General features: G+C 58.7%; 22 protein-coding genes and 3 pseudogenes. 4 read left to right on the top strand and 21 right to left on the bottom strand.

Annotation, left to right across the window (positions count from 1 at the left end):
• Positions 1-2 precede the first annotated feature (2 nt).
• Positions 3-4,451: a strawberry notch-like NTP hydrolase domain-containing protein gene (locus PYL13_RS16890; protein ID WP_275642423.1), complete on the bottom strand. Its 4,449-nt coding sequence runs from the start codon at positions 4,449-4,451 to the stop codon at positions 3-5.
• Between the two features lie 121 nt (positions 4,452-4,572).
• Positions 4,573-4,887, bottom strand: coding sequence for a hypothetical protein (locus PYL13_RS16895; RefSeq protein WP_275642424.1), 315 nt, complete (start codon positions 4,885-4,887; stop codon positions 4,573-4,575).
• Between the two features lie 909 nt (positions 4,888-5,796).
• Here PYL13_RS16895 and PYL13_RS16900 point away from each other — a divergent pair.
• Positions 5,797-6,987 (top strand): DUF1173 domain-containing protein, encoded by a 1,191-nt coding sequence (locus PYL13_RS16900; protein ID WP_275642425.1) that lies wholly within the window; start codon positions 5,797-5,799, stop codon positions 6,985-6,987.
• A gap of 92 nt (positions 6,988-7,079) precedes the next feature.
• On the top strand, positions 7,080-7,289 hold the full coding sequence (locus PYL13_RS16905) for a hypothetical protein (RefSeq protein ID WP_275642426.1): 210 nt from the start codon (positions 7,080-7,082) through the stop codon (positions 7,287-7,289).
• A 448-nt stretch (positions 7,290-7,737) separates the two neighbouring features.
• Here PYL13_RS16905 and PYL13_RS16910 read toward each other — a convergent pair whose 3' ends face one another.
• On the bottom strand, positions 7,738-8,940 hold the full coding sequence (locus tag PYL13_RS16910) for a DUF932 domain-containing protein (protein ID WP_275642427.1): 1,203 nt from the start codon (positions 8,938-8,940) through the stop codon (positions 7,738-7,740).
• 248 nt (positions 8,941-9,188) lie between these two features.
• Between PYL13_RS16910 and PYL13_RS16915 the strand changes: the two are divergent.
• Both PYL13_RS16915 and PYL13_RS16920 read left to right on the top strand, forming a co-directional pair.
• Positions 9,189-9,469, top strand: a pseudogene (locus PYL13_RS16915) (type II toxin-antitoxin system Phd/YefM family antitoxin).
• A pseudogene (locus PYL13_RS16920) lies at positions 9,469-9,789 on the top strand (type II toxin-antitoxin system RelE/ParE family toxin). The pseudogenes PYL13_RS16915 and PYL13_RS16920 overlap by 1 nt, the downstream one beginning before the upstream one ends.
• Positions 9,790-9,815: 26 nt before the next feature.
• On the opposite strand, the pseudogene PYL13_RS27055 reads toward PYL13_RS16920, so the two are convergent.
• The 18 genes and pseudogenes from PYL13_RS27055 to PYL13_RS17005 form a co-directional block, all read right to left on the bottom strand.
• Positions 9,816-9,974: pseudogene (locus tag PYL13_RS27055) on the bottom strand (DUF5983 family protein); the annotation flags it as partial.
• A 218-nt stretch (positions 9,975-10,192) separates the two neighbouring features.
• Positions 10,193-10,615: an antirestriction protein gene (locus tag PYL13_RS16925; RefSeq protein WP_275642428.1), complete on the bottom strand. Its 423-nt coding sequence runs from the start codon at positions 10,613-10,615 to the stop codon at positions 10,193-10,195.
• Between the two features lie 219 nt (positions 10,616-10,834).
• Positions 10,835-12,988: a ParB/RepB/Spo0J family partition protein gene (locus PYL13_RS16930; protein ID WP_275642429.1), complete on the bottom strand. Its 2,154-nt coding sequence runs from the start codon at positions 12,986-12,988 to the stop codon at positions 10,835-10,837.
• A gap of 642 nt (positions 12,989-13,630) precedes the next feature.
• Positions 13,631-14,218, bottom strand: coding sequence for an RES family NAD+ phosphorylase (locus tag PYL13_RS16935; protein ID WP_275642430.1), 588 nt, complete (start codon positions 14,216-14,218; stop codon positions 13,631-13,633).
• Entirely contained in the window at positions 14,215-14,913 is a 699-nt protein-coding gene (locus tag PYL13_RS16940; protein WP_275642431.1) for a hypothetical protein, read from the bottom strand. The genes PYL13_RS16935 and PYL13_RS16940 overlap by 4 nt, the downstream gene beginning before the upstream one ends.
• Before the next feature lie 209 nt (positions 14,914-15,122).
• Complete coding sequence (gene virB11 / locus PYL13_RS16945) at positions 15,123-16,154, bottom strand: P-type DNA transfer ATPase VirB11 (RefSeq protein WP_275642432.1); 1,032 nt, start codon at positions 16,152-16,154, stop codon at positions 15,123-15,125.
• An 8-nt stretch (positions 16,155-16,162) separates the two neighbouring features.
• Positions 16,163-17,338: a type IV secretion system protein VirB10 gene (virB10, locus tag PYL13_RS16950; protein ID WP_275642433.1), complete on the bottom strand. Its 1,176-nt coding sequence runs from the start codon at positions 17,336-17,338 to the stop codon at positions 16,163-16,165.
• 8 nt (positions 17,339-17,346) lie between these two features.
• The gene (gene virB9 / locus PYL13_RS16955; RefSeq protein ID WP_275642434.1) at positions 17,347-18,204 is read right to left on the bottom strand and encodes a P-type conjugative transfer protein VirB9; all 858 of its coding nucleotides are present in this window, start codon (positions 18,202-18,204) and stop codon (positions 17,347-17,349) included.
• Positions 18,201-18,872 carry a virB8 family protein gene (locus PYL13_RS16960; RefSeq protein ID WP_275642435.1) on the bottom strand — a complete coding sequence of 224 codons (672 nt, stop codon included), beginning with the start codon at positions 18,870-18,872 and terminating at the stop codon, positions 18,201-18,203. The genes virB9 and PYL13_RS16960 overlap by 4 nt, the downstream gene beginning before the upstream one ends.
• Before the next feature lies 1 nt (position 18,873).
• A complete protein-coding gene (locus PYL13_RS16965; protein WP_275642436.1) occupies positions 18,874-19,155 on the bottom strand; it encodes a hypothetical protein in 282 nt (93 codons plus the stop codon).
• 39 nt (positions 19,156-19,194) lie between these two features.
• The gene (locus tag PYL13_RS16970; protein ID WP_275642437.1) at positions 19,195-20,127 is read right to left on the bottom strand and encodes a type IV secretion system protein; all 933 of its coding nucleotides are present in this window, start codon (positions 20,125-20,127) and stop codon (positions 19,195-19,197) included.
• Positions 20,128-20,130: 3 nt separating this feature from the next.
• The gene (locus PYL13_RS16975; RefSeq protein WP_275642438.1) at positions 20,131-20,364 is read right to left on the bottom strand and encodes an EexN family lipoprotein; all 234 of its coding nucleotides are present in this window, start codon (positions 20,362-20,364) and stop codon (positions 20,131-20,133) included.
• Entirely contained in the window at positions 20,361-21,062 is a 702-nt protein-coding gene (gene virB5 / locus PYL13_RS16980; RefSeq protein WP_275642439.1) for a P-type DNA transfer protein VirB5, read from the bottom strand. Before virB5 ends, PYL13_RS16975 begins: the two co-directional genes overlap by 4 nt.
• A complete protein-coding gene (locus PYL13_RS16985; RefSeq protein ID WP_275642440.1) occupies positions 21,059-23,425 on the bottom strand; it encodes a VirB4 family type IV secretion/conjugal transfer ATPase in 2,367 nt (788 codons plus the stop codon). The genes virB5 and PYL13_RS16985 overlap by 4 nt, the downstream gene beginning before the upstream one ends.
• Positions 23,418-23,756, bottom strand: coding sequence for a type IV secretion system protein VirB3 (locus PYL13_RS16990; RefSeq protein WP_275642441.1), 339 nt, complete (start codon positions 23,754-23,756; stop codon positions 23,418-23,420). Before PYL13_RS16990 ends, PYL13_RS16985 begins: the two co-directional genes overlap by 8 nt.
• Before the next feature lie 5 nt (positions 23,757-23,761).
• Positions 23,762-24,061 carry a TrbC/VirB2 family protein gene (locus tag PYL13_RS16995; RefSeq protein WP_250985165.1) on the bottom strand — a complete coding sequence of 100 codons (300 nt, stop codon included), beginning with the start codon at positions 24,059-24,061 and terminating at the stop codon, positions 23,762-23,764.
• Positions 24,058-24,732 carry a transglycosylase SLT domain-containing protein gene (locus PYL13_RS17000; protein ID WP_275642442.1) on the bottom strand — a complete coding sequence of 225 codons (675 nt, stop codon included), beginning with the start codon at positions 24,730-24,732 and terminating at the stop codon, positions 24,058-24,060. Before PYL13_RS17000 ends, PYL13_RS16995 begins: the two co-directional genes overlap by 4 nt.
• Positions 24,733-24,735: 3 nt before the next feature.
• Positions 24,736-25,275, bottom strand: coding sequence for a hypothetical protein (locus PYL13_RS17005; RefSeq protein ID WP_275642443.1), 540 nt, complete (start codon positions 25,273-25,275; stop codon positions 24,736-24,738).
• Between the last annotated feature and the right edge of the window lie 66 nt (positions 25,276-25,341).

A 25,341-nucleotide genomic window follows, 5' to 3' on the forward strand; every position in this document is an offset into this window, starting at 1 on the left:
GGTCACCCCCGACCGTCGACATCGACGATACGATGCCTTGCAATGAGCCGAGAAAGAACGGCCTGGCCAGCCTCCGAGGCGGGAAGGAAGAACCTGAGTTTCCAGCCAATCATCTCAGAGAACAACCCAAACGACCGCAGTTGGTCTCGCATGCCGTCGGTGAAGCCGACAAGCTCGACGCGATGGTCGTTCATCACCCGCACACGCCGGAGCGTCATCTTGCCGGCGAGAGCGACAACAGAGGAGCCGGACAGCAGCGATTGCCACACTTGCGCGTCGGTGACGACTTCGGTTTGGTCGAGCCCGAAATTCCGGCAAAGCCTGGAGAGACCTTCCGACGACATCACGCGCCCGACGATCCGCTCGCCCTCGTCGGTCTCAAGACGATAGACCCGGCAATAATCCTGGGGCAGGAGTTTCCAGATCGGCAACAACAGTCCGGAAACCACATGTAGGGTCGATATGGTGAACTCCGGCAGGTCGGCGATCTCCGTTGCCCAAGCCGTAGAAAAGCTCTGCTTGTCCGCCTCTTCCCAGTGCGTCTCTTCAAGCTGGCGCAACTCGAAGCGGATCTCACCCACGGGCCGGAGAAGCGCCACGCGCGGCTGGACCGAGCCATCGTCGAGCATGATAGAACGCGCAGGAACCTGCACGGCAGGACGGCCGGACTTGCCGTTGATCATCAGCTTCGCCCTTGGGTCGTGCAGAACGAGCCTCAGGGCGTCGGCAAGCTCCATCGGCTGATTGCGGTCCAAACGCTCGATGGTCAGGAGATGCGACTGTGCGCCGGTGGTGGGATGGGTGTAGACCAGCCTCCTTTCCTTCACAGTCATATGGTCGGCGACCAGCGTCTCAAAGCCCCTGTCATAGACACCGGCCGCAATTGCCCCTTCGATGCGAGCCGTCAGCAATTGCTCGAAGGCTTCGAACAACAAGTTCTGCATGGCAATGGTGAGCGCCAGCATGCGGTTCAGGAAAGTGTGTATTGGCGGCAGCACTTCCTTGAGGCCGCCTTCCTCTGATGTCAGCGACAGACCGGTGATCGCCTCGAACTTTTCCAACGAGCATCCTGCGACAGCACCCCCGTAAATCAGCTTGTAGAACTGCCGCAGCGCATCGCGAGCGTATTGGGATTCGAGATTATCCTCGCTCCTGAACATTCCCTGCCCACCGGTCTGGCGCTGCCCGCGGGTGATGGCACCGAGTGTGTCCAGACGCCTAGCAATTGTCGAGAGGAAGCGTCGTTCCGCCTTGACGTTCGTGGCGATCACCCGGAACCTCGGAGGCTGCGCCTGGTTGGTGCGGTGGCTGCGGCCGAGCCCCTGGATCGCAACGTCTGCCCGCCATCCGGCTTCGAGGAGGTTGTGAAGGCGCAGGCGTTGGTTCTTCGCAGCGAGGTCCGCATGATAGGACCGCCCAGTGCCGCCAGCCTCCGAGAAGATCAGAATCGGCTTCTCGTCGGCCATGAAGGCGCGGGTTTCGTCGAGGTTGGCGCTTCCAGGCCGGCTTTCGACCGCGAACCGGTCGATCGCACTGCCGTCGTCGCGACGCACGATGCGGCGTGTGCGCCCGGTGATCTCTGCGACCTGGGTCGTGCCAAATGTCTGGACGATCTGATCGAGCGCAGTTGGGATCCCCGGCAGACTGCCGAGCCGCTCTAGCAATCCGTCCCGGCGCGCGACGGCTTCGCGGCACAGGACCGGATTGCCGTCGCCATCGTAGGCCGGCCGTGACAGCAGATTGCCATCGCCGTCGGAATATTCCTCAAACAGCTGCGTCGGGAAAGAATGATTAAGGTATTCCGCGACGATTTCGCGCGGCGTTATGTCGATCTGGATGTCGTTCCATTCCTCGGTCGGGATCTCCGCAAGCCGACGTTCGGTTATGGATTGGCCCGTCGAAATGATCTGGACGATTGCAGCGTGCCCCTCCTCCAGGTCTGCTTTGATCGCACTGATGAGCGCTGGCGTCTTCATCGACGTCAGGAGATGGTTGAAGAAGCGCTGTTTGGTGCTTTCGAAGGCAGAGCGTGCAGCCGCCTTTGCGTTTTTATTGCGGGTCCCGCCGTTGGACGTGATGCCGGAAGCCTCCAACGCCTGATCGAGATGATTGTGAATGACCTGGTAGGCCTCGGCGTAAGAATCGTAGATATCAACCTGCTCTGCGGTCAGCGCGTGTTCGAGGATGTCGTATTCGACACCCTCGAAAGACAAGGATCTGGACGCATAGAGTCCCATCGCCTTGAGGTCGCGGGCCAGCACTTCCATCGTCGCCACACCGCCATCCTCGATCGCCGCAATAAACTCGGATCGGGTCGTAAAGGGGAAGTCTGCTCCTCCCCACAGTCCAAGGCGCTCGGCATAGGCAAGCGACTCCACTTCGGAGGCGCCGGTCGCCGAGACATAGACGACGCGGGCATCGGGCAAAGCACGCTGAAGACGCAGGCCGGCGCGCCCCTGTTGCGAGGCTGCCTTATTGCCGCGTTCGGACCGCCCCCCGGCAGCGTTCGCCATGGAGTGGCCCTCGTCAAAGACGATCACGCCGTCAAAACCAGTCCCCAGCCAGTCGGCAATCTGCTGGACGCGCGATCGCTTCCCCTCACGCTCGTCGGTGCGCAACGTGGCGAAGGTGACGAACAGGATGCCTTCATCGAGCTTGATCGCCTTGCCCTGGCGGAAGCGAGACAATGGTGTAACCAACAGCTTCTCCTGGCCGAGAGAGCTCCAATCACGCTGGGCATCCTCGATCAAGGTCTCCGATTTAGAGATCCAGAGGTGCCGGCGACGGCCTTGCAGCCAGTTGTCCAGAATGATGCCGGCGGCCTGGCGGCCTTTGCCAGCGCCTGTGCCATCGCCGAGAAACCAGCCGCGACGAAAGCGGTGGGCACCCTCGTCATCCGCCTTGGCGGCCTTCAGAGTATCGAAGGAAGCGTCAACCGACCAATGGCCGGCGAGGTAGCCGGAGTGCGCCTCGCCAGCATAAATGATGCTCTCGAGCTGGGCGTCGGAGAGGTCGCCATTGGTGATGATACGCTTGGGCAGGTGCGGGCGGTAGGTCGGCTTGGGCGGCGCAACGGATGCCATGGCGACGGATTCGACAAGTTTGTCCGGATGCGGCTTCGCGTCCGGAATGTGGATCGCCTGCAACCGATACTGCTCGTAGATGCCGTCAGCGAACTCCCCACGGTTCACAGGCATCTCATCGCGCAGTTCGTAGGAAAGCTGCACGACGATCTCGTCATCGACGCGGGCAGGTGTGAACGTCGCGGCGGACGCAGGACGCAGAAGATGAGCAGCCGGTGAAAGGCAGCGCGACGGGGTGTCGACCGCAGCGGGTCGCAGAGTAGCCGCAGCATTGCGGGCGGCCATCGTCGCAGCGCAGCCACGCACGATGCCTCTCGACAACGCGCCGATGGAGGTCGCTGCAGTCGAAGGAGAGCGGGGCGGAAGGCCGGAGATCCACGAAAGCAGGGTTTCAAGATCAGGAGCGGTGCCCTGCGATCCGATCAGTGTCGCAGGGTCGGGAGCGGCGATCTTGTCGATCACCGTCAGCCGCGTCTCCATCGTCGTGCCGTGACGGGCATAGACACTTCCGTCAATCGCCGCGCTGAACAGGATCGTGCCGCGCTGCTGAAGACGGATGAATGTGTCGCGCCATTTCGGATTATCGGGAGACAGGCTGGAGCCAGTGACTGCAACCAACCGACCGCCAGGCGCGAGACGCGCGAAAGCGGAGCCAAGATGGCGCCAGGCAGTGTCCGCCATACGTCCTTCGACATGAAGACCAGCGGAGAACGGCGGATTCATCAGGACAACGGAGGGGCGAGAGGCAGGGTCGAGATGGTCATCTATATGGGCCGCATCATGCTGCGACACGGTCGTTTCAGGAAAGAGCTGTTCCAACAGACCACGGCGAACCGGCGCGTATTCGTTGAGAACAAGACGTGCATGCGCGAGTTCCGCGAAGATCGCCATCAGGCCGGTCCCCGCGGACGGTTCGAGCACGGTATCGTCCGTCATGATGCCGGCGGCGCGGGCCACAACATAGGCAAGTGGGATCGGCGTCGAAAACTGCTGGAGCTTTTGGCTTTCCTCCGAACGTCGTGTGTGAGTGGGGATTAAGCGCGCCACCTTTGTCAGCATCGCGAGCGTGGCCTGCGGTGTCTTTGAACGAGCGGTGATCGCAGCGCCGAACTTGCGTAAAAACAGAACCTGCGCCACCTCCATCGCTTCGTAGGCGTCTTTCCATGTCCAGAAACCTTCGGCGTCCGCACCGCCGAAAACATTCACCAAGGTGGCACGCAGGTCGGCCGGACCGATGGGTTGGCCATGTTCGAGTGACGGCAAAAGCGCTTGACCTGAGAGGAAGAGTTTGACTGCTCGGTTGGTGTTCTCGGAAGATGCAAGCGAGGCGGTGGTCGCGTTTATGGCGCTGGACGAAATGAGGTTCATGGGAAATCCTGTCGGGAGCGGGAAAGGACAAGCCCGCCCGGACGCTCTCCAAGCCCCGGCAGACCGCCCTTTTCCCGCCCCTCTCTCCCTCTTGTGCGATCAAGGCGTGGACGCCGGGCCTTCAGCCGGGTGCGATTTTAAGATTGCCGAATGCCGCAACCCCGACGACCGATACCGCGTGCAGGACGGCATTACCGCCAGCGGCGATCCAATCTGCCGCCTCCTTCGCTGACAGCTCATGGACATGGACAAAATGACGTTCCGCTACAGCACGCTGGCGCTCGAAGGCATCGCGATCTTCGAACGCGTAGAGCGTGTCGCCCGGACAGTCCCAGTAGACAACGGCAAAACAAACCGGCCGTACAACCTCGGACCGGAAGTTCAGGAAGACCGGCGCAACGGCCGGAGGGCAAAAATCGCCTGCGGGGATGGTCATGGTACTCTCCTTGAAAACGGGAAGGCCCGAGGCTCCTTATGAAGGGCAAAAGCCTGGCTGAAAGGGGAAGCAGATCGAGCGACAGGCACTGCCGCTCTGGGCAGCCCAGGCGCGAGGCGGAAAGCGAGGTCACGACGGATCGAGCGCGTTGGCTCCACCGCCCGCCAGGCCACCCGGCTGGCGGCCACCCTTTCCCTCTGCGACAAACGCAAACGTCTCCGCCGCATCGTCCGGCGGGCGCCCCTTTGGTCTTGTACAAAGCGCGTCAGCACCCGTCAGACACCGCGCGCGTCGTCTGCGCACCGGAGGCAAGACTCGTCATCGGCGGCATCATTGACGCGAGCCTATTGGTTCCCCGTAGAATTGCACTCCGGACCGACTTTGATGTTCCAACCGGGGAAGCGCGCAGCATTGTAAAGAAGTTCCTCCCGCAACGCTTCCAACGCCCCGACGCGGCTGTGTTTGCCCGTCAAGCCTTTCGCAGGCGCAAAAGCGCCAGCACCAGAAGAGCCGGATGATCGGCTGCAAGCAGGAATAGTTCGTGAATCTTCGATGGAGGCCATAAAAAGCAGGCCGATCGGATCAGGAGGAAATTAGCGCCAAGGACTTCGGTGATGAACTCAATACAGTCCTCACACAGCCAGCAGAGAAACTGGAGGGAATAGAAAGAGTCAAAATCGGCGCCTGCGACAGATATGTGGCCATCCTGCGGCTGAAAGCGATCCGGTGTGGCCTCCGAACAATTCTGCTTCCTCGATGTAAGGTGGGTGGTGCGTAATGCATTCCTTTCGTGTTTGTCGGCAATTCCAGGCAGTCGACATGCTCACGCCATCGCTTTACTAACTTTTTTAAGGTAGTCAAAACAGAAACGGCGGTGTAAATTCGATCAAACCGGCAAGGAGGACGAGCGTGCGAAAGTTCATGATTGGCGATCAAACGTTCAACGAACATTCGCCAGAATTTTGCGCATTCCTGCCCAAGGCCTACGAGCAGCGACTTCGCCCGCTGTGTCTTTGCATAGAGACTGGCGTGCCGATGTACATCACCCGCGTCGAGGACCAATATTTCATCAAGCGCATGCCGCTCTCTGGACGCGCGCATGATCCGGTATGTACGTCCTACGAACCGCCCTACGAGCTTTCCGGCCTCGGTCCGTTGATGGGCAACGCGATCCAGATCAGCGCGAGCGGCAAAGCTGAACTGAAATTGGACTTCTCGCTGACGAAACGTGGACCGCAGGCGGGACCTGCGACACCGACAGAACCTTCCGAGCCCGCCATCCGGAGTGAGCCACGCAAACTGTCTCTCAAGGCGATGTTACACTATCTCTGGGAAGCAGGCGAATTGACCGAGTGGCGCTCGACCTGGGTTGGCCGACGGGGCTGGGCGCGCGTTCGCGCCAGCCTCGTCAACGCGGCGTCGCACATGTCGGCCAGGGGCAGCTCGCTGAGCGATATGCTCTATATACCGGAGGTATTCCAGTCCGAAGATAAGGACGGAATCGCTGCCCGGCGCGCAGCAGCGTTAAAAGCTGTACAGACGACCGGGTCCGGGCCGAAGAAGTTGATGATGATCGTCGCCGAGGTCAAGGAATTCGCTCCGGCGCGCGAAGGTCAGAATATCTTTTTGCGCCACATGCCCTTCCCGCTGATGATCAAGGATGGAGCCTCGCGCCGGCTGGCATCGCGCTACGAGACCGAGCTTGAGCTGTGGCGCTCAAACGAGGCGTTCCACCTGATCGTCATCGCCACATTTTGCATTTCCGCGGCAGGCATCGCCTCGGTGGAAGAAATTGCGCTGATGGTGGTCAACAATCACTGGCTGCCGTTCGAGGATATTTATGAGCTTAGGCTGCTGGAGAAGCTCGGCCACCTGAAGCGCAAAACCGTCAAGGGGCTACGTTTCAACCTGCCGCGTGATGCACCGGTCGTCGCGGTGACCATGCAGGAACAGAAGCCGGCGCCCGTCGCAATGTTTATCGTCCCTCCAGGTGCAGATGAAGATTATGAGCGTGCCCTCGCCGACATGATCGAAACACGACCGGAAATCACCCATTGGGTATGGCGTGTCGCTGAGGGAGACATCCCCCGGCTGCCTTGATCGGGGTTACGCGCCACACACAGTTGACAGAACACAGCGAATAAGAACACCGTCTCCACAGAAGTCCATCTGTTGAAGTCAGCCGGAGAATCATGAAGCCCGAGAAAAAGCCATTTGTCGTCGAGTTCAAGAACCGGCGTCGCCAAGCCCCGCAACAAAATTCGATCTGGGGCGCAATCGACCTGAGGGCGGCAAGCAAAGAGGTTGCCGCAAAAGAAATGGCGGGCGAGGTTGATGCGAGCACTGCAAAGCAGTGGTCTGACGTCAGCGTTGACGAGAACATCACCGATATCAGCGTCTGATCACATCATAGACGTGTTCGGAACCACCGATCCGTTGAGATAAACAAGCAAGCGATAATCTTAGGGCCACGGTTGGCAAGAGCGACGACACTCATGCCGGCGGCATCTTCGGATCTCGCCATGGATTCATCCCATGTGCTGCGACCGAGCAAGAAGAGATCGCGGGGATGTCCGAGGCCCGCACCATCATCGATGATGCGAACCATATTGCCGAGAACGTGGTCGATCAGAACCGTTGCCCCCCGCACCCTGGGAATTTTGCAATAGGTAGTTGAGTATGCGGCTGATCGAGGCGTTGGACAGGCAGCCGACCAACCTTTTCTATAGCTTTCGCGGCGAGCTCAGCTTTGAGCGAAAACTCTTTCGTCATCTTGTATCTCCCGAAAAATAAAAAACCGGCACGATGGCCGGCGATGATGGATGCGGGTATGCAGTGGAGCACTTGCGGTCAGGCGGCACTTTCAAGCAGCTTCTTCGCCTTACCTTCGAGTTCGAGCCTTTTATCCTGATGGGACTTCCCCCGTGCCAGCGCGGTGATCCCCTGCACGAAATCGAAAACCGATTCTGGTGGTCTGCCCTCCTCGTTGAGGACAGTTTCGATGATCTTTCCGGTTTCAACCTTCGAGAAACCGCGACGGCGCAAAAACGTTTGCCGGTCCTCCTCATTTCGGGCGACCACACGCTCACGTGCGGCGCGAATACCGGCAATGAAGTGCGCAGGGGAGGAATTTGCGAAATTTGTCAGAGCCGGAGCAGCCTCGTGAGCAAATCGCTGTGCGGCGAATTTCGAGTGGCGGATCGTGATCTCCTCGAAGTTTTCGGTTCCCCAAAGATTTCTGTTGGCGCAGACAGCACGCAGATAAAAGCTTGCAATTCCGAGGGTTTTCGAACCGACCTCGCTGTTCCAGGCATAAAAGCCGCGGAAATAAAGATCGGGTTCGCCGTTTCGCAGACGGCCAGCTTCAATCGGATGGGCATCATCGCATAGGAACACGAAGACATCGCGATCACTGGCATACAAGGTCGTCGTATCCTTCGTGATATCGACAAAGGGATTGTGGGTCATGGTCGACCAGTCGAGCAAGCCCGGGACCTTCCATATTGTGTCGCCCGTCCCGTTTCCGGCAATATTCATGATCGCGGCGATCAGATCCTTGTCCCAGATCCGGCCGTATTCGGGACCGGTTACCGCTCTTAGTTCGAGGCGGCCGTCATCCATCTCCAGGGTTTTGACCATTTCGGCATTGTGATTGAGGAGACCGTGCTGAAGATTGATCGCGGCGAGCGGGGCCGGCAATTGGCGCATGTAGCTTGCTGGTGCACCGACCAGGCTGCAAAGTTGGCCGTAGCTCCAGTGTGTCGGGGCCAATGCTTCACGCCCGCCGGGAACGATGAGCGACAGGCGTTCGGCATTATCACGGGTCGCCTCGACGCGGATATCCCCCGTCTCTACGGTGCGAACGCGCGCGCGGTCGGTTCTCTCGCTGACCGCACAATGAAGATCAGTGAGCGACAGGTAACGCTCGTCGTCAGGACGTGAGAACCACTCTGACGACACCCGCCCGATACGTTCGCCGCGGGAAATGTCGACCTTGAAAGCGGGGGTTCCCGATCGTTGAGTTTGAAAGGGGCTGGAAATCATTGTGTTCATGCTGGTGTCTCCTGAAACAAAAGAGCCCGGCTGAGCGCTCTCGCGGCCAACCGGGCTGGTGAAGGAAGAATGAATAACGTCGCCGTCAAGCTGAAGCCCGCGATGCAAGTAATTGTGGAAGCCCTCTCTCCGGCCCTCCGACAACCGCCACCCCGCAGACGCCCCCCTCTCTCTTTTGCAACCTCGCGATATTTGCTTCCGGTCGGACCATTAACGGTCCATATTCTGGTCAAAAGGAGATCGGATCGATGAAACTGTCGAAACAGGTCAAGCCCATCAGTTATCTCAAGGCTCATGCACCGGAGGTCATTCGCCAGCTCGCCGACAACCGGCAGCCTGTGGTGATCACGTGAGTGGCGAGGCGAAAGCCGTGCTTCAGGACGTCACACAATATGAAGAAACTCAGGAGACGCTGGCGCTCCTCAAGGTGCTGGCGCTGACCAACAAGCAGGTCGAGGAAGGAAAGGTCCGCCCCGCGCGAGAGACCTTCGCCCGCCTTCGCGCGCGCCTGGAGACGCCCGAAACCTGATGCCGTATCGTGTTCTGTTTGCGAAGGATGCGGAACGGGATCTCGAAGATCTCCACCGTTTCCTTGCCAGCTTTGACGGCGTCCAGACTGCCGACCGGATTCTCGAGGAACTTGAAGAAGCCTGCCTGGGGCTTGAAGATTTTCCCACGCGGGACAATGTTCCGAAGGAATTGGCGGGCCTCGGCATCACAGAATACCGTGAATTACATCACAAACCCTAGCGGATCTATCGCATAACCGGAGAGGAGTTCATCGTTTATTGCATTGCCGATGGTCGACGGGACATGCATTCCGTTCTTGAACGGCGGCTTTTGCGCTGAACGGCGGGGGCCCCGCCGAGCCGGTCTTACCAATCATACCACGGCAAATCATCAGCCTTCTCGGCATAGCTATCGAGCAGGACATGGCTGAACCCGTTTTGGCGCGCCCATGTCATGACGGTAAAGAGACCGTCGGGAACGTGCAGGTTCCCTTCGTTTGCGTTCTCGTCATGGGCGTAGAAGAACCAGCCGTCGTCAGATTATCTCCCTCCGACGCAGGGCTATTGTGAGAAGGGTGTTTTGTCGAGCATCTTTGCGGTTTTGGCGCTCACATAAATTGTCGAGATGGTCACGAATATGCGGCTCTCCAATGTCATCATCAGGTTCGACATCTTCGTGTTGTGGGATCAATCCAGTCACGTGACTGGATAGCTGCGCCAGTCGCACGGGCAGGCGTTGCGCTTCAGTCGATCGCTTGAAATATCCCGGAGGCTTCGGGATATTCGGCCGCATAGGCGCAGAGGCGGTCATAGCCTTCGGCGAGATAGTCGGACTGGTACCGGCAGCAGAGATGCGAGAAGGCAAAAAGCGTGGCGATAATCCCTGCGGCTTCCGCCGAGACGTCCCCCCGAAACCCGGTTATCTCGCCAGTGATCCGGAAACGCGAACTGGACTTCGGGGCCAGAAAGAGCGGCTGTCCATCGTATTCATAAAAGTCCCAGAACCCGCCGCGGTAGTCGAGGGGGCTCAGCCGTTCCATGACACTGTAAACTGCGTTCTCACCGATGATCAGTCGTGAGCGCCCAAACAGGGTGGGAAGAAACTCCAGGCGGCACTCATCTGGGACGATGGTGGCGGTTTGGCGGCTGGTTTCGACTGTAGACATCGATTTTTCTCCAGAGAGGCAGGTGGGATGAGGCCGGGTAACCCTCTCTCAACCACCCGGTTCGCCCCTCTCCCGGCCCCACTCTCTCCCGTCAAGCTAACGCTGCCGCCAGCTTGCCGCCCTGATGTGACGGAGGTGCTTGTTTGCAATGTCCAGAAAGCAGAACGGGCCCGGCTTGATCACCGGGCCCGAATCCATGTGTTGGAAGTCCAGAGGCGATTATTCCGCTGCCTCCATATGCTCGCCATCGTCATCATTCTGGTCAGTGGATACCTTCTCCGCATCCTGGTCCTCAGCCAGGAAGGCTGGCAGATCGACATGTACACTTTCGAGAGCATTTTCTTCGGCAACGTCGTCTACCGTCACAGCATCAACCTCGGCAACCGGTGCGGCTTCATCGGACGGAAGCCGCAGCATTTCGGGAAGCCATCCGCTGCCTTCCAGCAACCTGGCGGCTTCACGGGCCATGTCGGTTTTCTTCAGGTGGTCAATGAGTTGCGCTGCCTGCTCACCCTTGGCTTCGCGCACGGCTTGCAGGATATGCGCCTTGGTGATGCGTCCGAGGTAGTTGTCGACTGTTGGCGTCCAGCCCGCCGCGACCATGCCAAATCCGAGCGATCGGGCAAGCTGCTTGGCATGGATATTCTCCTTGGCGCGCCGGTTCCATGCCTGGACGGTGGTGTTCACCGAGAGCGAGACGCAATGGGCAAAGAGCGCCATGCGGCTCGCTTCGTCGAGCGCGACCAGATAATCCCAAACCTCCTCGCCATTGGCGGGAAGATCGTAGCCCCAGGCCTCCTGTCGCTGCTCGATCTCCTTGGCCCATGCCGTATCGCCAAGGCCTTGAGTTTGGCTGAAGGCGGTATGCTCCAGCGTGATTTCCAGGCACGAACCGGCTGCGTGTCTGTAGAAGATTTTCAGGACCGCAGCATGCAGGGCGGCGATGAAGGCGATCACCGGATCGTTGGCCAGTGCGTTGCGCAGCGCCACCGTCCGTGCCGCCGTGAGATCTTCAACGAGACGATCTGAGAGAGGGCGGATCTTGCCGTCTTCGGCGTCCTGCTCCTCGACGGCAGCAGGCCGACCGTTGATCGAGGCACCGCCGTTGGCTGAGGCCGTGGTGGCGCCTTCGCCTGCCTCCCCATCGCTGTCGCCATCATCATTGCCATCGCCATCCGGGTTGGTTCCTGGTTCGTCCTCGGGCCGCACAAAACCACGTTCGATTTTCAGCTCGCCATTGGCCGCCAGCGACACAAAAGCACCGCCGCGCGCGACCTCTTCCGGGTCGAAGACGCAAGGGCGGTCGTTGAGGGCATCCAGCTCATTGCCCAGAGCCTCAAGGCGGTCCTCCGTCTCATCGGACTGCTCATCAGCCTTCGCGTATTCAGCGTCGAGCTTGTCGTACTCAGCTTTGAGCGTATCGTGTCGCGCAAGCTCCTCGTCGGAGAATTCCGCTCGTTCGCCGTAGAAGCGGCGTAGACCGGAGGCGTGGCCGTACGGGAAGTCAAATGCGGCATCAACCCATTTCCACCCTTCCTGTCTCTTGAGGACTTGCGCGTCAGCGGTTAGCTTCTCCAGCACCAGTTGCTCCAGGAGCGCCGGATCCTGCAGCCATCCGCCATTGTCCTGCTCGAAAAGATCGCGCATGACCACACCGCCCGCTGCCTCATAGGCTTCGACGCCCACATAGACGGCCCGGCGGTCGATGGCCCGTACCGCGGTTTCTGTCAGCATGCGCCGGATGTAATATGCATCCTGATTGTTTGAGCGCGAGATCGTGTCCCAGACCTGCTCCTGCCGAACATGATCGTTGGTGATTGAGAACGCCATGACCTGGCCGAGTTTCATCTCGTCACTGGCATAGATTTCGAGAAGCCTTGGTGAGACCGAGGCCAGCCGTAGGCGTTGCCGGACCGTCGCCACCGACATATGGAACCTCGCGGCGATGTCTTCATCGTCGAGCCCTTGTTCGCGCAGCGTCATGATGGCCCGGAATTCGTCGAGCGGGTGGAGATCGACACGCGTGACGTTTTCGGCAAGCGAATCCTCGACCTCGAGGGTGTCGCCTTTGCTGATGATGCAGGGAATGGCAACCGTCTTGGTTAGCTTTTCCTGGCTGACAAGCAGTTCGAGCGCACGATACCGGCGACCACCCGCTGGGATGCGGTAGATGCCGGTCTCCTTGCCGTCGCCGTCGACCTCGGGACGAACATTGAGGCTTGTCAGCAACCCACGATGGGCGATGTCTTCGGCGAGTTCCTCAATGGAGACGCCCGCTTTCGTCTTGCGCACGTTCTGTTGGCTGAGCACCAGCTTGTTGAAGGGGATATCACGCCCGGCATTGAGCGTAATTTTTTGAATGGCCTGTGCCATGTCGTTTCTCCGTAGCGGGCTGGCCGGAGCCTCTCTCCGACAACCTCAACCCGCCGCGAAAACACTTCCCCCCTCTCCCTCACGCCACACCCGCCAGTTTCCCCGTCCCACACGCATCCGCTGCGTCTCCGCCCACCCTGAACCGACCAGCGTGCGCCCAGGGAAAACCAGTGCGCTCTGTCCAGTCTCCAATGGCTCTCCAACAAATCCATCAAGCCGCCTGCTTTCTGCGCACCCTCATGAGATTGACACCGAGGTGTGTTGCGCGCCACTGGAGCCTGAAACCAGTGCGCCATTTCGACCGATGAAAGATCGGATAGATCAAAAAAGGTCCGAACCGGTATGACCTCTGTGTTATTAAGGCGCCCGTGCGAAAGCCTGGATATGGTTCCGTCCCCAAGCACTGATTGGGACAGCGGTTCATTTGCGAAGAAAGCCTAACCTCACAAGAGAGAGCGAAATCGGCGGTGTACGGTATCGAAAGACCGTCCATTGGCAGATCTGTGTCGCGACATGTCACGGATCTCAGGCTGAGGCGGTGTCGCGACGACGGCGAGAACCTAGATCACTGTTTCTGAAAGAGTACGCATACAAATGCAGCTTTTGCATGCGCGATCGAATGAATTCGAGATATCGAAGTGGCTATGGTGCACAACCGGCCCCGTATCGGGCACCGGTTTCCCAGAACCAATCCTGGTCGAGATCCAGGTCGCGGGAAACTTCCACGATAGCTGCGCCCGCGCGATCAAAGATCGCATAGCAAATCTCGGTATCATCGTGGCGCGCATGATAGGCAATTCCATCTGCTCTGGCTGGATGGTCAAACAGCGCCTTTGACCAGCCTTGCGCAGTATCATAGGGGAGCCCGGAATGCGGCACCTCCGCCGTCGCTCCCACGATAGCAAGTCCCGGTCCGGTTAGATCGATCAGCTTCAGAGACGACAAAATTCCAAGCCGGGCATATGCCTTGCGTTTCAAAAAGCCACCGTCGATCAGCGTATTTCCTGGCGAGCGCAAGAACGTCTCGGCAAACGCACCGTTGACGAGCTTCGCGACATAGAGCACGCCATAAGAGCCATCGGGAGCGTTAAAGCGGCCGGTTCTGGATTGGTCATAGAAGATGGGTTCATATATAGCCGTATAGAATCGATGGATTTCACTCCCAGCGGGGAGTGAAACGATATTTGGACGACGGCCATGTAGGTCTGACGGTGGAAATGGGACGGTCACGCGCCCTGCTCACCATAGCGGTTCGCCGCTTCGAGAACCAACGGAAGGCTCCCTTCTCGCAGAAGGTCGATCGGCTTGCGCCCATCCAGACGATGATCCGGCCGCGCGAGGAAGTTCAGCACAGCCCAGGGGCTTTCAACGGGAAGCGCATCCTGTACCTCCTTGAGACCTGCCACCACACTACCGTCCCGGTTGAACTGAAGCGTCGGGTAGCAGCGCCTGTTGCTTGGGCCGGGGACGGCGAGCAAACTTCCTTCTTGCACACGCTTGTCGACAGCCTGACGGGAGACCCCATGCAGGAGCATTCTGACCTGCTCCAGATCGTAGGCACCGCCCGCTGCCTTCAGATCGTTCTGTGCAATCCGAACGCCCTGAAGCACCGCCAGGCTGCGTGCGTCCGGCTCGAAAGCCGCCTTGTTGACCGTGCTGGTCGTCTCGGCGCTTTCTTTGGCCCTGGCAAGCTGGCGCGGTCTTCGAACGATCATGCTATTGCCGCGAAAGCGCTTTCCGACGGTCCGGGCGATAGCGCTCGCCGTTTCCGGTTTCGAGGTCACGACGGCAAGCCGTGCGCCCGCGGGCAACTGGAATCCGGCAACCTCCTCGAAAGGGTTCGCATCAAGAACAAACATTGTCATGATGCCGTTCGGGGTCTTAGCGCTAGTTTTCGACGTCTTGGACGGGGTCTTCTGGGCCATGGCGGTTCTCCTCAAGAGAAAATGGCTATTTGAAGCAACTTTGTCAACTATGACAACTTTGAACAATCCGGTTTGGCTTGGCGGCCTCAACGGTCTTTTGTGGGATAGCCTATGGGGAAGAATGCCTGGTGCGAGGTAAAGCGCGACAATTCAGCATTGGTGAGACCATTCACCCGGTGCTGAAGCGCCGAATGATATCTGAAACGGCACTATATCTCTGCTCTCTGATCACCCTCGGCGCGGCATTCAAGTGCATCGCGAAAATAGATCTCGCTCACCCGAAACCGACCCTCGATCCGTTTACACTGGACGATGATGTCGATGGCGATCGTCAGCATCTCACGAATGTCGTCACGTTCGAGGTCACCGCCACCTTCAGATTCCTTCACCAGCAAGATCAACTGCTCAAAGGCAAGGCGTGCAGAATCGGCATGAACGGTGGTAATTGATCCAGGATGCCCCGAATTCACATTGCGGATGTAATAAAATGCCGTGCCGTCGCGCAATTCTTGCAACAGGATTCTGTCCGGCCGCATGCGCAGACAGGATTCGAGAAGATCCTTGACTCCGATCTTTGCTGACCCCTGACCGCCCTTCGAATAAAAGAGACGGGCGTGGTTGGCCTGCGGGATGACCAGTTCCGGCGTATCCTCGATGGAAATGATCCGTTCGGTATCCGGGATATGCTGGATCAACGCCTTGGAAAGCGTCGTCTTGCCCGATCCCGTCGCCCCGGAGATGATTATGTTTTTCCGGGCCAGCACCGCTTCGCGCAAGAATGTCTTGTGAGCACCGGCGCTATAGAGTTGCGACAGCCGTTGATCCCGCTGCCCGCAGGCCTCTTGTGTGCGGGCCACCTCGTCGAACAGCCCAGCTTCGTCAAGATCATCAAGGCCGAGCGACACCGAGGATGGTTTGCGGATGGTGACGCTGACGGTTCCCTTCGTCGTCGCAGGCGGGATCACAATCTGGATGCGCTCGTCGTCGGGCAAGGTGGCCGACAGGATCGGGTGCGTTTCATCGATCAATTGACTGGAGAAGCTTGCGACCGCCCGGGCGAGTCGCATCAGCCGGTCATAAGTGAGTTCAGGCATATCGTGGGTCTCCCACCCTTGCCCCCCTTCGGTCACAACCTCTCCGGGCCTATTGACGATCACCTCATAGAGAGTTTTGTTGCGAAGGAACGGAGCCAGTGGCAGTAGCAATTCGCGCACCACACCGGCGTCTGTGGCTTCAGTCATCGTCATGCCTACTTTGTCACGAGCGTTGAATCTGGCGTGAAATCTCCGAGAACGGCGCGGTCATAGATGCGGTTGCGCGGTTCCGTGACGCGCAGCCGGTAGACGCTGGAGAAATCCAGATCCCGAGCCACAAAAATCGAAACCAGCGCTCCCTGATGTTTTATCAGGGATGGCGGAATGTTGATCGACTGTTCGACAGCAATCGCCGCGGCCTGCTGACCGGTACTTACGGTATTCTGTGCATCGACGTCTCCATCGCGCAATTGGCTGTTGGCATAGGATGTCACATCGCCAACGATCGACAGCAGGAGCGCACTACCGAACCGCTCCCACCAATGCGTATCGATGTAGCCATCCATACCGGCCCGACCCAACGCATCTGTCGCGGGCGATGCCAGCGTGATAATCACGCCTTTCGGGGTCTTTGCCCGGTTCCAGAGGACAAACAGGCGTTTCTGGCCACGGCGCAATCCTCCACGATATTCACCGACGACCTGCGTGCCCTTCTCCATCAAAACAACACGTCCGTTATCCGACAGGACATCGCGACTGATGACACAACTGGTGAATCCCGGTTGGTCGGACGAAAGCGCCGTCTCAAGCACGCAAGGGATGGAGGTCCCCATGGTGACGATAAAATCGCGGTGGCCGAGTGAGCCAGCGCGCGATCCCTGCAATTGCGTCGGGGCAAGCATACGATTGAAGCGCTGGTCCTCGTCTTCATCCTGCCCCGTGACGCCGCCGAGGGGATAGGCGAGAGGCACGTAGGGCGAGGCGCTATTAGCGGTCACATTGTCTCGCTGACGCCTGGCGGTTGATGTTTTTTCCGCGCCATAGGCCATCACAGGCGCACGGCGTGCGGCGTCGAGCAGCTTGTCGTCGTCGGTAGCAACCTTCTCGGCGATAGTGGGCATCGGAAGGTGGACCTCCATCGGCGTCGCCACTGGGTGGTGCGGTTCCTTGGCAGGCTCGAAATCCGTTGTCTGCCGGATGACGACCCGCTCAGGCTGTATGCCATCCGGCGGCTTGTTCTGACTGCGCATCGACCAGAGCGCGAAGGCGACAAAGGCAACGATCGCAACAGCGACGGCGCCACGCTTAAGGATCGGGTTGTTATCGATCCGCCCGCCTGTCGATGTCTCCGCGCGCTCGCCGGGGATTGGAGCGATTTCTTCGTCGGCCATGACACCTCCTATTGCGTCGTGCCGGGGGCGACCTTGACCACGCGTTCAACCGACGGTGACGTCGTATTCGTCCCGGGATTGATGCCGACGCGATCGTACGCCTCGTTGAAGATGCACAGGACATCGCGGCCCCGACGAAGAATAAACTTGCGGCTGATGGCGTGGACCAGCACCAGGTTGCCGTCGACGGATTTTGGAACCAGGCTTTCGGTGCCGTCCGAATCCTCCATAAAGATCGCTGGCATTTCTTGATTGCCGACGAAGGCGAAAGTCGTGATTTTCCCATTGTCATAGACGGCCTGCGGTTCAAGCGCTTGCGAGCCTTGAGCGGAATACCGCCAGTTGCGGGGTCCATAGGCCTCGTGAAGAGACAGAACACGATCGGCTTCACCGGCTTGCGCTGCCAAGGCGCGAGCAGCTGCGTCCTGTCTCCGACGTTCCGCTTCATCGGCCGGATAGCGATATTTTACATAGAAATACGTGTTCTGCCCGGCCTCAACGCTTCCATCCCGGACGGTCAACTCCATCTGGTAGCTGCGGGTCGACCCGTCGCGCCTGGTTGTCACGACCGAGATATTGGTCACGGGCTGGTTTTCCCGCGGTTTGAGGAACAGGATATGACCGGCAGGCGCTACCTCCCATGCGACGCTGTTGCCAAGCGCGACATGGGCTATTTCCTCATCGTCCGCAAATTCAACCTGGACAGACGACCGTAGCGTGCCGACAACCCGTGTGATGTTGTAGGGCTGGTAGTCGGTAAACCGCACCCGGCTGTCCTGCGACGCACCGCGCGGGATCTCCAGAGCTGATGCCGTCGAGGAAAAGGCAGCAATCAGGAATGGAACGTGCAAAAATCTCTGTTTCAATTGATCGCCTCCGGATCGGCGCGATATTCGCTGACGACGAAACCCAGGGGATTGACCAGTCGGTCGGTGGAAGACATCGGAGCATTGACATAGGAGAAGGTGAGTGTTGCCACCCAATGCGTGGTGCGAACATCATCGCCGCGTGTAACAGTGCGCATGTATCGCACGGATGCCACATTGGCGTTGATCAACGAGATCGACACGATGTTGATCCGCGAGGTCGTGCTCCGGCCATAGGTATTTTGCGGGGAATCCGGATTGCTACCCCGGTAGGACGCTGCGAAGCGGCTCTGTTCGGGCTGCGTCGACAAAAGCGCCACCGTGCGGAAGTTTTCCTCCCCCTCGCTCCAGACGTAGCCTTCACGCGCCCGAACATATCTCGCCGCGAAATATTTCGTCACTGCCTCGTCGTAGGTACCGGCTGTCGCAGTCAGCGCTGACACCACGTCAACGATCCCTGTCGAATTGTCGACCCGCACGACGAACGGCTCTACCGTCTTCAAAGGAGTAAGGCCAGCGATCGCGAAAACGGAGACGACGGCGACGACACTGGCCGAGATCGCAACGAACCAGGCGATGCGAACCGAGCGCTCAACCTGGATAAGCCGATCCTGATCGAAGCGGCGCGCCTTGTCGAAATAGCTCTTGAGGCTGTCGGTGTTCACCATCTCAGATCCCCTCACACGAAAGGTTGGTGCCTGGAACATCGAAGTGTGCGAATGCAGCTGGCGCCACCGCGTCCGGTTCTTTCGCGTAGGGTACCGCGCGGAGCGCAGGAGCGTGTTCGTTCTTAATGGCAGTCTTCTGCTGCTTCCCCTTATCCTCCCATTGCCACATGGCGCGGTTTAGCGGACGCCGCGAATACCCATCGCATTTGGGCAGCGGACTGGAGATCGAGGCGCAGCTGGAAAGGCTTGCGATTAGCAAAAGCGGCAAGAGGATACGGATCATCTAAAAACAACCTGTCCAATGTCTTGAGTGTCGGGGCAATCATTCCGCTTGGTCCGGAGTGAGCCGGCGGCCAACGGCGCGTGCTCCTCGGCCGGCCGCCCTGACGGTATGTGAGGCCGCCCAGGCGAGCGTACTTTCGTGTGCATCACGGGCCGCGCCATAGCCATAGGTCAGCGATGCTCCACCAGCAGCGAGCGCCGAGGCAATTCCGGGCAGTTGATAGAAGACATAGAGAGCGGCGACGCAGATGGCGCAAAGCGCGATCGGGCGCATGAAGACATCACTATACCCCTCGATCACCGTGAAGGTCGTATCAACGCAAGTGATCAACAGCGAGCCGATCGCCACAACGAGCACCTGTAGGATGACGAAGTTTACAAGTTGGCCAATCCAGGATTCCGTGAACCGGCGCGTCGACTGGAACATGGCGAGGGCGATGAAGATCGGGCCAATCGCCAGAACAATGGCAAGTGCCAGCCGCGCATAGAGCGAGACGATGTAACCAATTGCGGCAACCAGAAAACTTGCACCAATGACCAGCATGCCACCAAGACCGGTGACGATATCGATGGGCCAAGATGCGCGTGACCAGATCTCGTGGGCGTTTTTCTGGCCTTTATCAAGCAGGCTATCGAAGGTGGATGCGCTCGGCGTTGCCCCCGAGTTCAGTGCCTGGGCGATTTCTTTTGGCAGGGTGTCAAAAAAGATACCGGTGACATAGGTTTGGTAGTTGCTAGCATTACGCACCAGCATGACGATAATGGCGAGCTTGACTGCCCGGAAAGCAAATTCGATGATCGGTTCCTGTACCGAACCGCGCAGTACCAGATAGCCGTAGAGCACGACATACAGCGTCAACGCTGCTGTCAACGGTCCGCTGATCCAGTTGGCGATATTTGAGGTGCCGCTGGAGATGAAGTTTTCGAGCGGTGCCTTGAACTGCCCGTCGACGAAACTGAACACATCATACATGGCTCATCCTTCGAGTGACTTGCGCATGCGCTCAAGACGGCGCTTGCCGTCGGCGGCTTCAGCATTACGGCAATTGGCCGTATTGCGGAGCTCGCCGGGATTGTTACGGCACTCGCCGATGATATTCGTCAGCAAAGCCTCGTCGGAGACAAGTTCATCGACCGTATAGACCTTGTCTTTCTCACCGGAGCAGCCCGTCAGAAGCAGCAGCACCACCACGAACATAGACCATCTCATTTCAGTGCAGCTCCCATCGTATCCATGCGCTGGCGCCAATCCTCGGCCTTGCGTTGCTCATCGACCTGCAGCTGCGCCTGCTGGACCATCTGCAGTCCCTGCATGCGAAGAATGTCAGTTTGCAGAAATGCGGTTTCGGCCTGCAAGCGAGCCTGCAAATCGGCGATATCCTTGGCGTCGGCGGCACTTGAGATTTTCTGGCGAAGTTCATCGATACCGTCGATGCGCTTGGTGGCGGCATCGTAGATTTGCTGGCCGAGACTTATCTGTCCGGCATTCTTGTTCTGTAAGCGCAAGAGTTCCTGCGCGTAGAAGTCGTCCGCATCGGTGCGGTATGTTGAATTGCCCTCCAGGAATTTCGAAGCGGAATCGCCGACGATGCCAATCCCTGAGCCATTGAACAGGCTCTCAACGGCATTGAAGTCCTGCGGAAGCGCCTTACGGATCGAAGGATTGTTCAATAGGCTGGCGACGTCTGCCATATCGGTGATCTTGTTCAGTGAGCCGTAAAGCTGCTGCGCGTGCGCAATTTGCTGGTTCAGCGCGTCAAGCTGTGACTTGAGCTGGGCGATGCTCTCGATGTGTTTGGCGATCGCCGACTGATCGATAACGGGAATGCCCTGAGCATCAGCGAGGCCGGGCGACGCCAGCAGCGTTGCGACAGCCAGGAAAGCCCCTGTTCTGCTATTGTGGATCATGAAGTCCTCCTTCTTTCCTGAAACACGGTGAGCCAGTCCTCACTATGCTCGCCGAGTTCGGCGCGGATCGCATCGGCCAGCTCCACATTCGCCGTACGTCCGGAGAGGATCGCGAGTTCATCGTCAAAGCCGTTGAGATTGAGCTCGGCAACGACACTGTTGTGGCCCTGCTTGACAATGAAGCGCCGACTTTCAACAGAGAGCTCTCGCGAAATCAGCTCGAATTCGCGCGCCGTCAGCTTGAAACCATCGACATAGTCTGCGTGGTCACCACGCGGGTTGGGCAGAAAAATCTGCGTCGGGCATTGTTCGATGATCGTGTGAGCAATTGGTGAGACGATGGCGTCCCGCGGGCTCTGGGTCGCAAACAGCATGAGACCGTTTTGCTTTCGAATCGTCTTGAGCCTGTTCTGGGCGAGGTCGCGAAACCCTTCATCCTGCAACGCCTTCCAGAACTCGTCGATAACGATGATGATGCGGCGTCCATCGATGAGTTGTTCAATGCGATAGAACAGATAGGCCATAAGCGGCGTGCGAATCTCCTCGACGTCGAGGAAATCGGTCATGTCGTAACCGATGAACTTGGCGCCGATCCCGATATCATCCAGATCATTGTCGAAGACCCAGCCAAGCGGCCCTCCCCGTTCCCAGCGTCGAAGCCGCGACGCAATACCTTCGGGATCGGTATTGTTGAGGAACGTACGCAGCGCACCGATCGAGCGGCGTTCGACAGGAAGGTCCGCGAGACCGTCAACGGCTGAGGCTATATCGCGCAGCTCAGTGGCAGTCAGTTCCCGTGTCGCCGCTCCCACCAGCTTGCCAACCCAGCGGATAAGAAAAAGCCTGTTCTCTGACGTCAGATCAAGCGCCTTCAGCGGCGCGCAGCCAGTTGGCACCCCGTTTTGAAGCGGCAGGTAGGTGCCACCTGCGGCACGAACGAACAGGTCAGCCCCCCGGTCCTTGTCGAAAAACACCACATGCGGATCATGCTTCTCGAGCTGTGAGAGCATGAAATTGAGGAGCACCGTCTTACCCGCACCAGACGGACCGCAGACAAAGGTGTTGCCGAGATCGCTATGGTGGAAATTGAAATAGAACGGCGATCCGGACGCTGTTTTCAACATGGCGACCGCCGGCCCCCATTCATTGCCGTCCTTCTGGCCGGCAGGGTAGGAATGATAGGGGGAAAGAGCCGCGAAATTTCGCGAGGTAATAGCACCCGAGCGGGCGCGATATCGGAAATTGCCCGGCAGTTGCGCCCACCAGGCAGCCTCGAGCCCGAGATCCTCGCGTGCGACAACGGCCCCGCCGCTGGTGAGATGGGCGCGTGCCTTTGCGATATGATCGGTCAGTTCCTTGACAGACGGAGCATATACCGCAAGTCCAAGGTGATGTTCGCCCATCACAAAGCGGTTGGATTCGAGATCATCCATCGCCGCACCGAGCTCTTCGATCTGTGAGGCTGCTTTGTCGGCCGCGCTAACCAGCTGATTTTGCTTGCGGCCCATGATCGCACGGGCGTCGGCCTTCGACGTGAACGCAAAGGACTGTGTCAACACAAGCTCGAACGGCGCGGTCAGGATGCCGTCAAGCATGCCGCTACGCGTCGTTGCCGGATACTCCTTCAAGCCAAACATGCCCGCATAGCGGGTTTGCGCCTCATGACGGATTTCCACCGTCTCACGACCGAAAATCACCCGGTCGGAATAGATCGCTGACGAAATCCGTCCCTCCGTCAGTGGCAAAGCCTCACGACGCCCACCGACAAGCTGGTGGAGAAACGCGCTCGGCTCGGAGAATAAGATCCCGTCGCGCTCATGGAGAGACAGGACGCGCGGGGCGAATCGCCTCAGCCCGGCGACCACATCGACCACCTTGTCGTGCAGGTGTTTGAGCGCCGCTTCGTCCAGCTCAACCCCGGATCGCCGCGCCTTACGCAAACGAGAAAGAAGGTGCGCGGCTTTGTCGACGGGATCACGACTCGGAGACCAGACCAGGGTAAGATAGAGATCGTTGCGGAACAGGTCCTCGCACACCATCCGCGCACGGTATCTGGTATTAAGGCCCTCGGAAAAACGATTGGTGAAGCGTCCGTCTGGATAGTCGTTGTCACGCCGACGGATGACATGCGTCCAGAGCGCCAACCGCTCGTCGGCGATATTTCGATAGAGTGTGTTGAGGTTGCGATGCAGACCGTTCATATCCAGACTATCGGCAGTCTCGAATGAAACACCTTCGAGCACGAGCACCGTCATCAGCGCGCGGGAATCGAGCACCAAGGTGGTCTCGTCGACGTGGCGGACATAGGGAATGAAGGTCTCCGGCCCAAGTTCCCGGGACCGTAATTTGGCGAGATCACGCAAGGCTGAGATCCCTTTCGTTATAGCACCGGACAAGCCTCAACGGCGAGAGTGTCGCCCCGCCCCAATAAGCAGCATTGCGCGCGCGTCCGCGGGTTTCAATCCAGGCAAGCAGGATACGGAACATGTTGTGGTCTTGCTTGACCAGCGACCGGAACACGAGATGGAAGACGATACCGACAAGAGCATAAGCAATGGATCCGGCAGTGATATAGAGGACAGTGGTCAGCATGATGTTGATGCCCATCGCTTCCATGGTCACACCGGCGACCATGGCCGGTCGGGTGCAAGCCAGGAACAGCGTGTCTTCTTCGAGTGCGGGAACCCTCACCATGCTCTTCAACTGCCGACGATGGTGTTGACGAGTTCGGTGGCCCCGAAAATGCCACCGATGCCGATAATCCAGTATCCGGCTTTTCTGAGATCCATATAGCCGAACATCCAGGCAATGCAGATGACGATCACGGCGATGATCGCCAGCAGGCGGGCAATATTGCCGGTGAGCATGGTAACGATGTTCTGCAACACGGTTTCGATACCGGCAGCCTGGGCAAACGCCGGTTCAACAAGGCATGCAGCAATCGCGATTGCCATCAGCGCCGAGGCTGCATAGGGTCGAAGGCTGGTTCTGGAGATCATTCACTCTGCTCCGATTGATCATTGTGGAAAACGAAGACAGAAGAGTGCCGTCTGGAACGGAACACGTTCCATGATGCGGTTTCTTCCGTCTGTGTGACTTGATTGGCGACTGGCTTCGTCAGTTGGTTGTCTGAGCGCTCGTCGGTGGTGTCATCGCGGGTCATTGACCTGGGCGATCCGCCAATCGCGAGTGACGTGAGTTTTGGAGAGAGGCGCATCACCTCATCGCGCACCTGTTCGTCATACCGGACCATGTCTCCATCGGGAGGTTCATATCGCCCATAGAAGGACTGGAGCATCACCGTTTCGGCCCGCGCAGCGCTCATTCCGAAACGCAGAGCGAGGCGATAGTAGCCGTCGAGAAGCGTAGCGGTCGCCTTAAGATTCTCGCATGGGTCAAAGGCATCAGAGACAGAAAGGTTCAGCTTGCGAAGCTCCGCAACACCGATACCACCAAGTCCAATCTGGATATCCTGGCGTTCCGCTATCAAGGCGGTTGCAACCTCGATTGCTTCAGCCTTGCTGGCGGGCTGCGCAGGGAGCGGCATACCTCTACTGATACGAATATTGAAGGGAAGGAACCTGCTCTCAAGGCTCACGACGGCGGCTAGTGTTTCCACCCGGACCTCCGGCGCGCAGTTCTGCGCGATATCGACGAAAGGAGCGCTCATCGCTCAATACCAGACGCGCTGCTTGCCGACGCCATCGATGGTGACGTCGATATAATGCGGTTGAGAACGCAGATTTGGACGCATGATCAGGTAGCCCATGCACTCAAGCCGACCTTCCTGGCGCTGCCACCGCGCCGACAAGACAGAGCCGGAATCTCCAGCTGAATCGTCATGTCCCAAGGAGCAAAGTGACCGGTCTATCCGCTGGAGTTCGCTTGAAACGCAGGTCGTCTGTCGACCGCGTGGACCGTAACTGCCTGATAGGCGATAGCCCCCATTGCAATAGTATGGTTCGTAGCCCGGCCGGGAGCTGCGAAATCCGACGCCGCTGCACGCTGGGAATGAATGGCCTTTGGCAAGCGCGCGCCAGAGTTTTTGAATTGGAGGCCGGCATTCGGCATACTGGGTGGGCCCGCCGGGATTGGAAAGGCACAAGATGACCTCGCATCCCCAATTATCTGCACGCGCATTGCTGCCGGAAATCAGGTAGGATAGCAGCATGACGGAAACAGACAGCAGACTATTCAGCAGAAGGTTTTTCATGGACTTGCCCCTCCGGAACAACGACAGCGCGCTGCGGCAACAATGGCCAACAAGTGCGCAATGCAA

Origin of the sequence: Agrobacterium sp. Azo12 (assembly GCF_029193765.2) — a bacterium.
Classification (GTDB): Bacteria; Pseudomonadota; Alphaproteobacteria; order Rhizobiales; family Rhizobiaceae; genus Agrobacterium.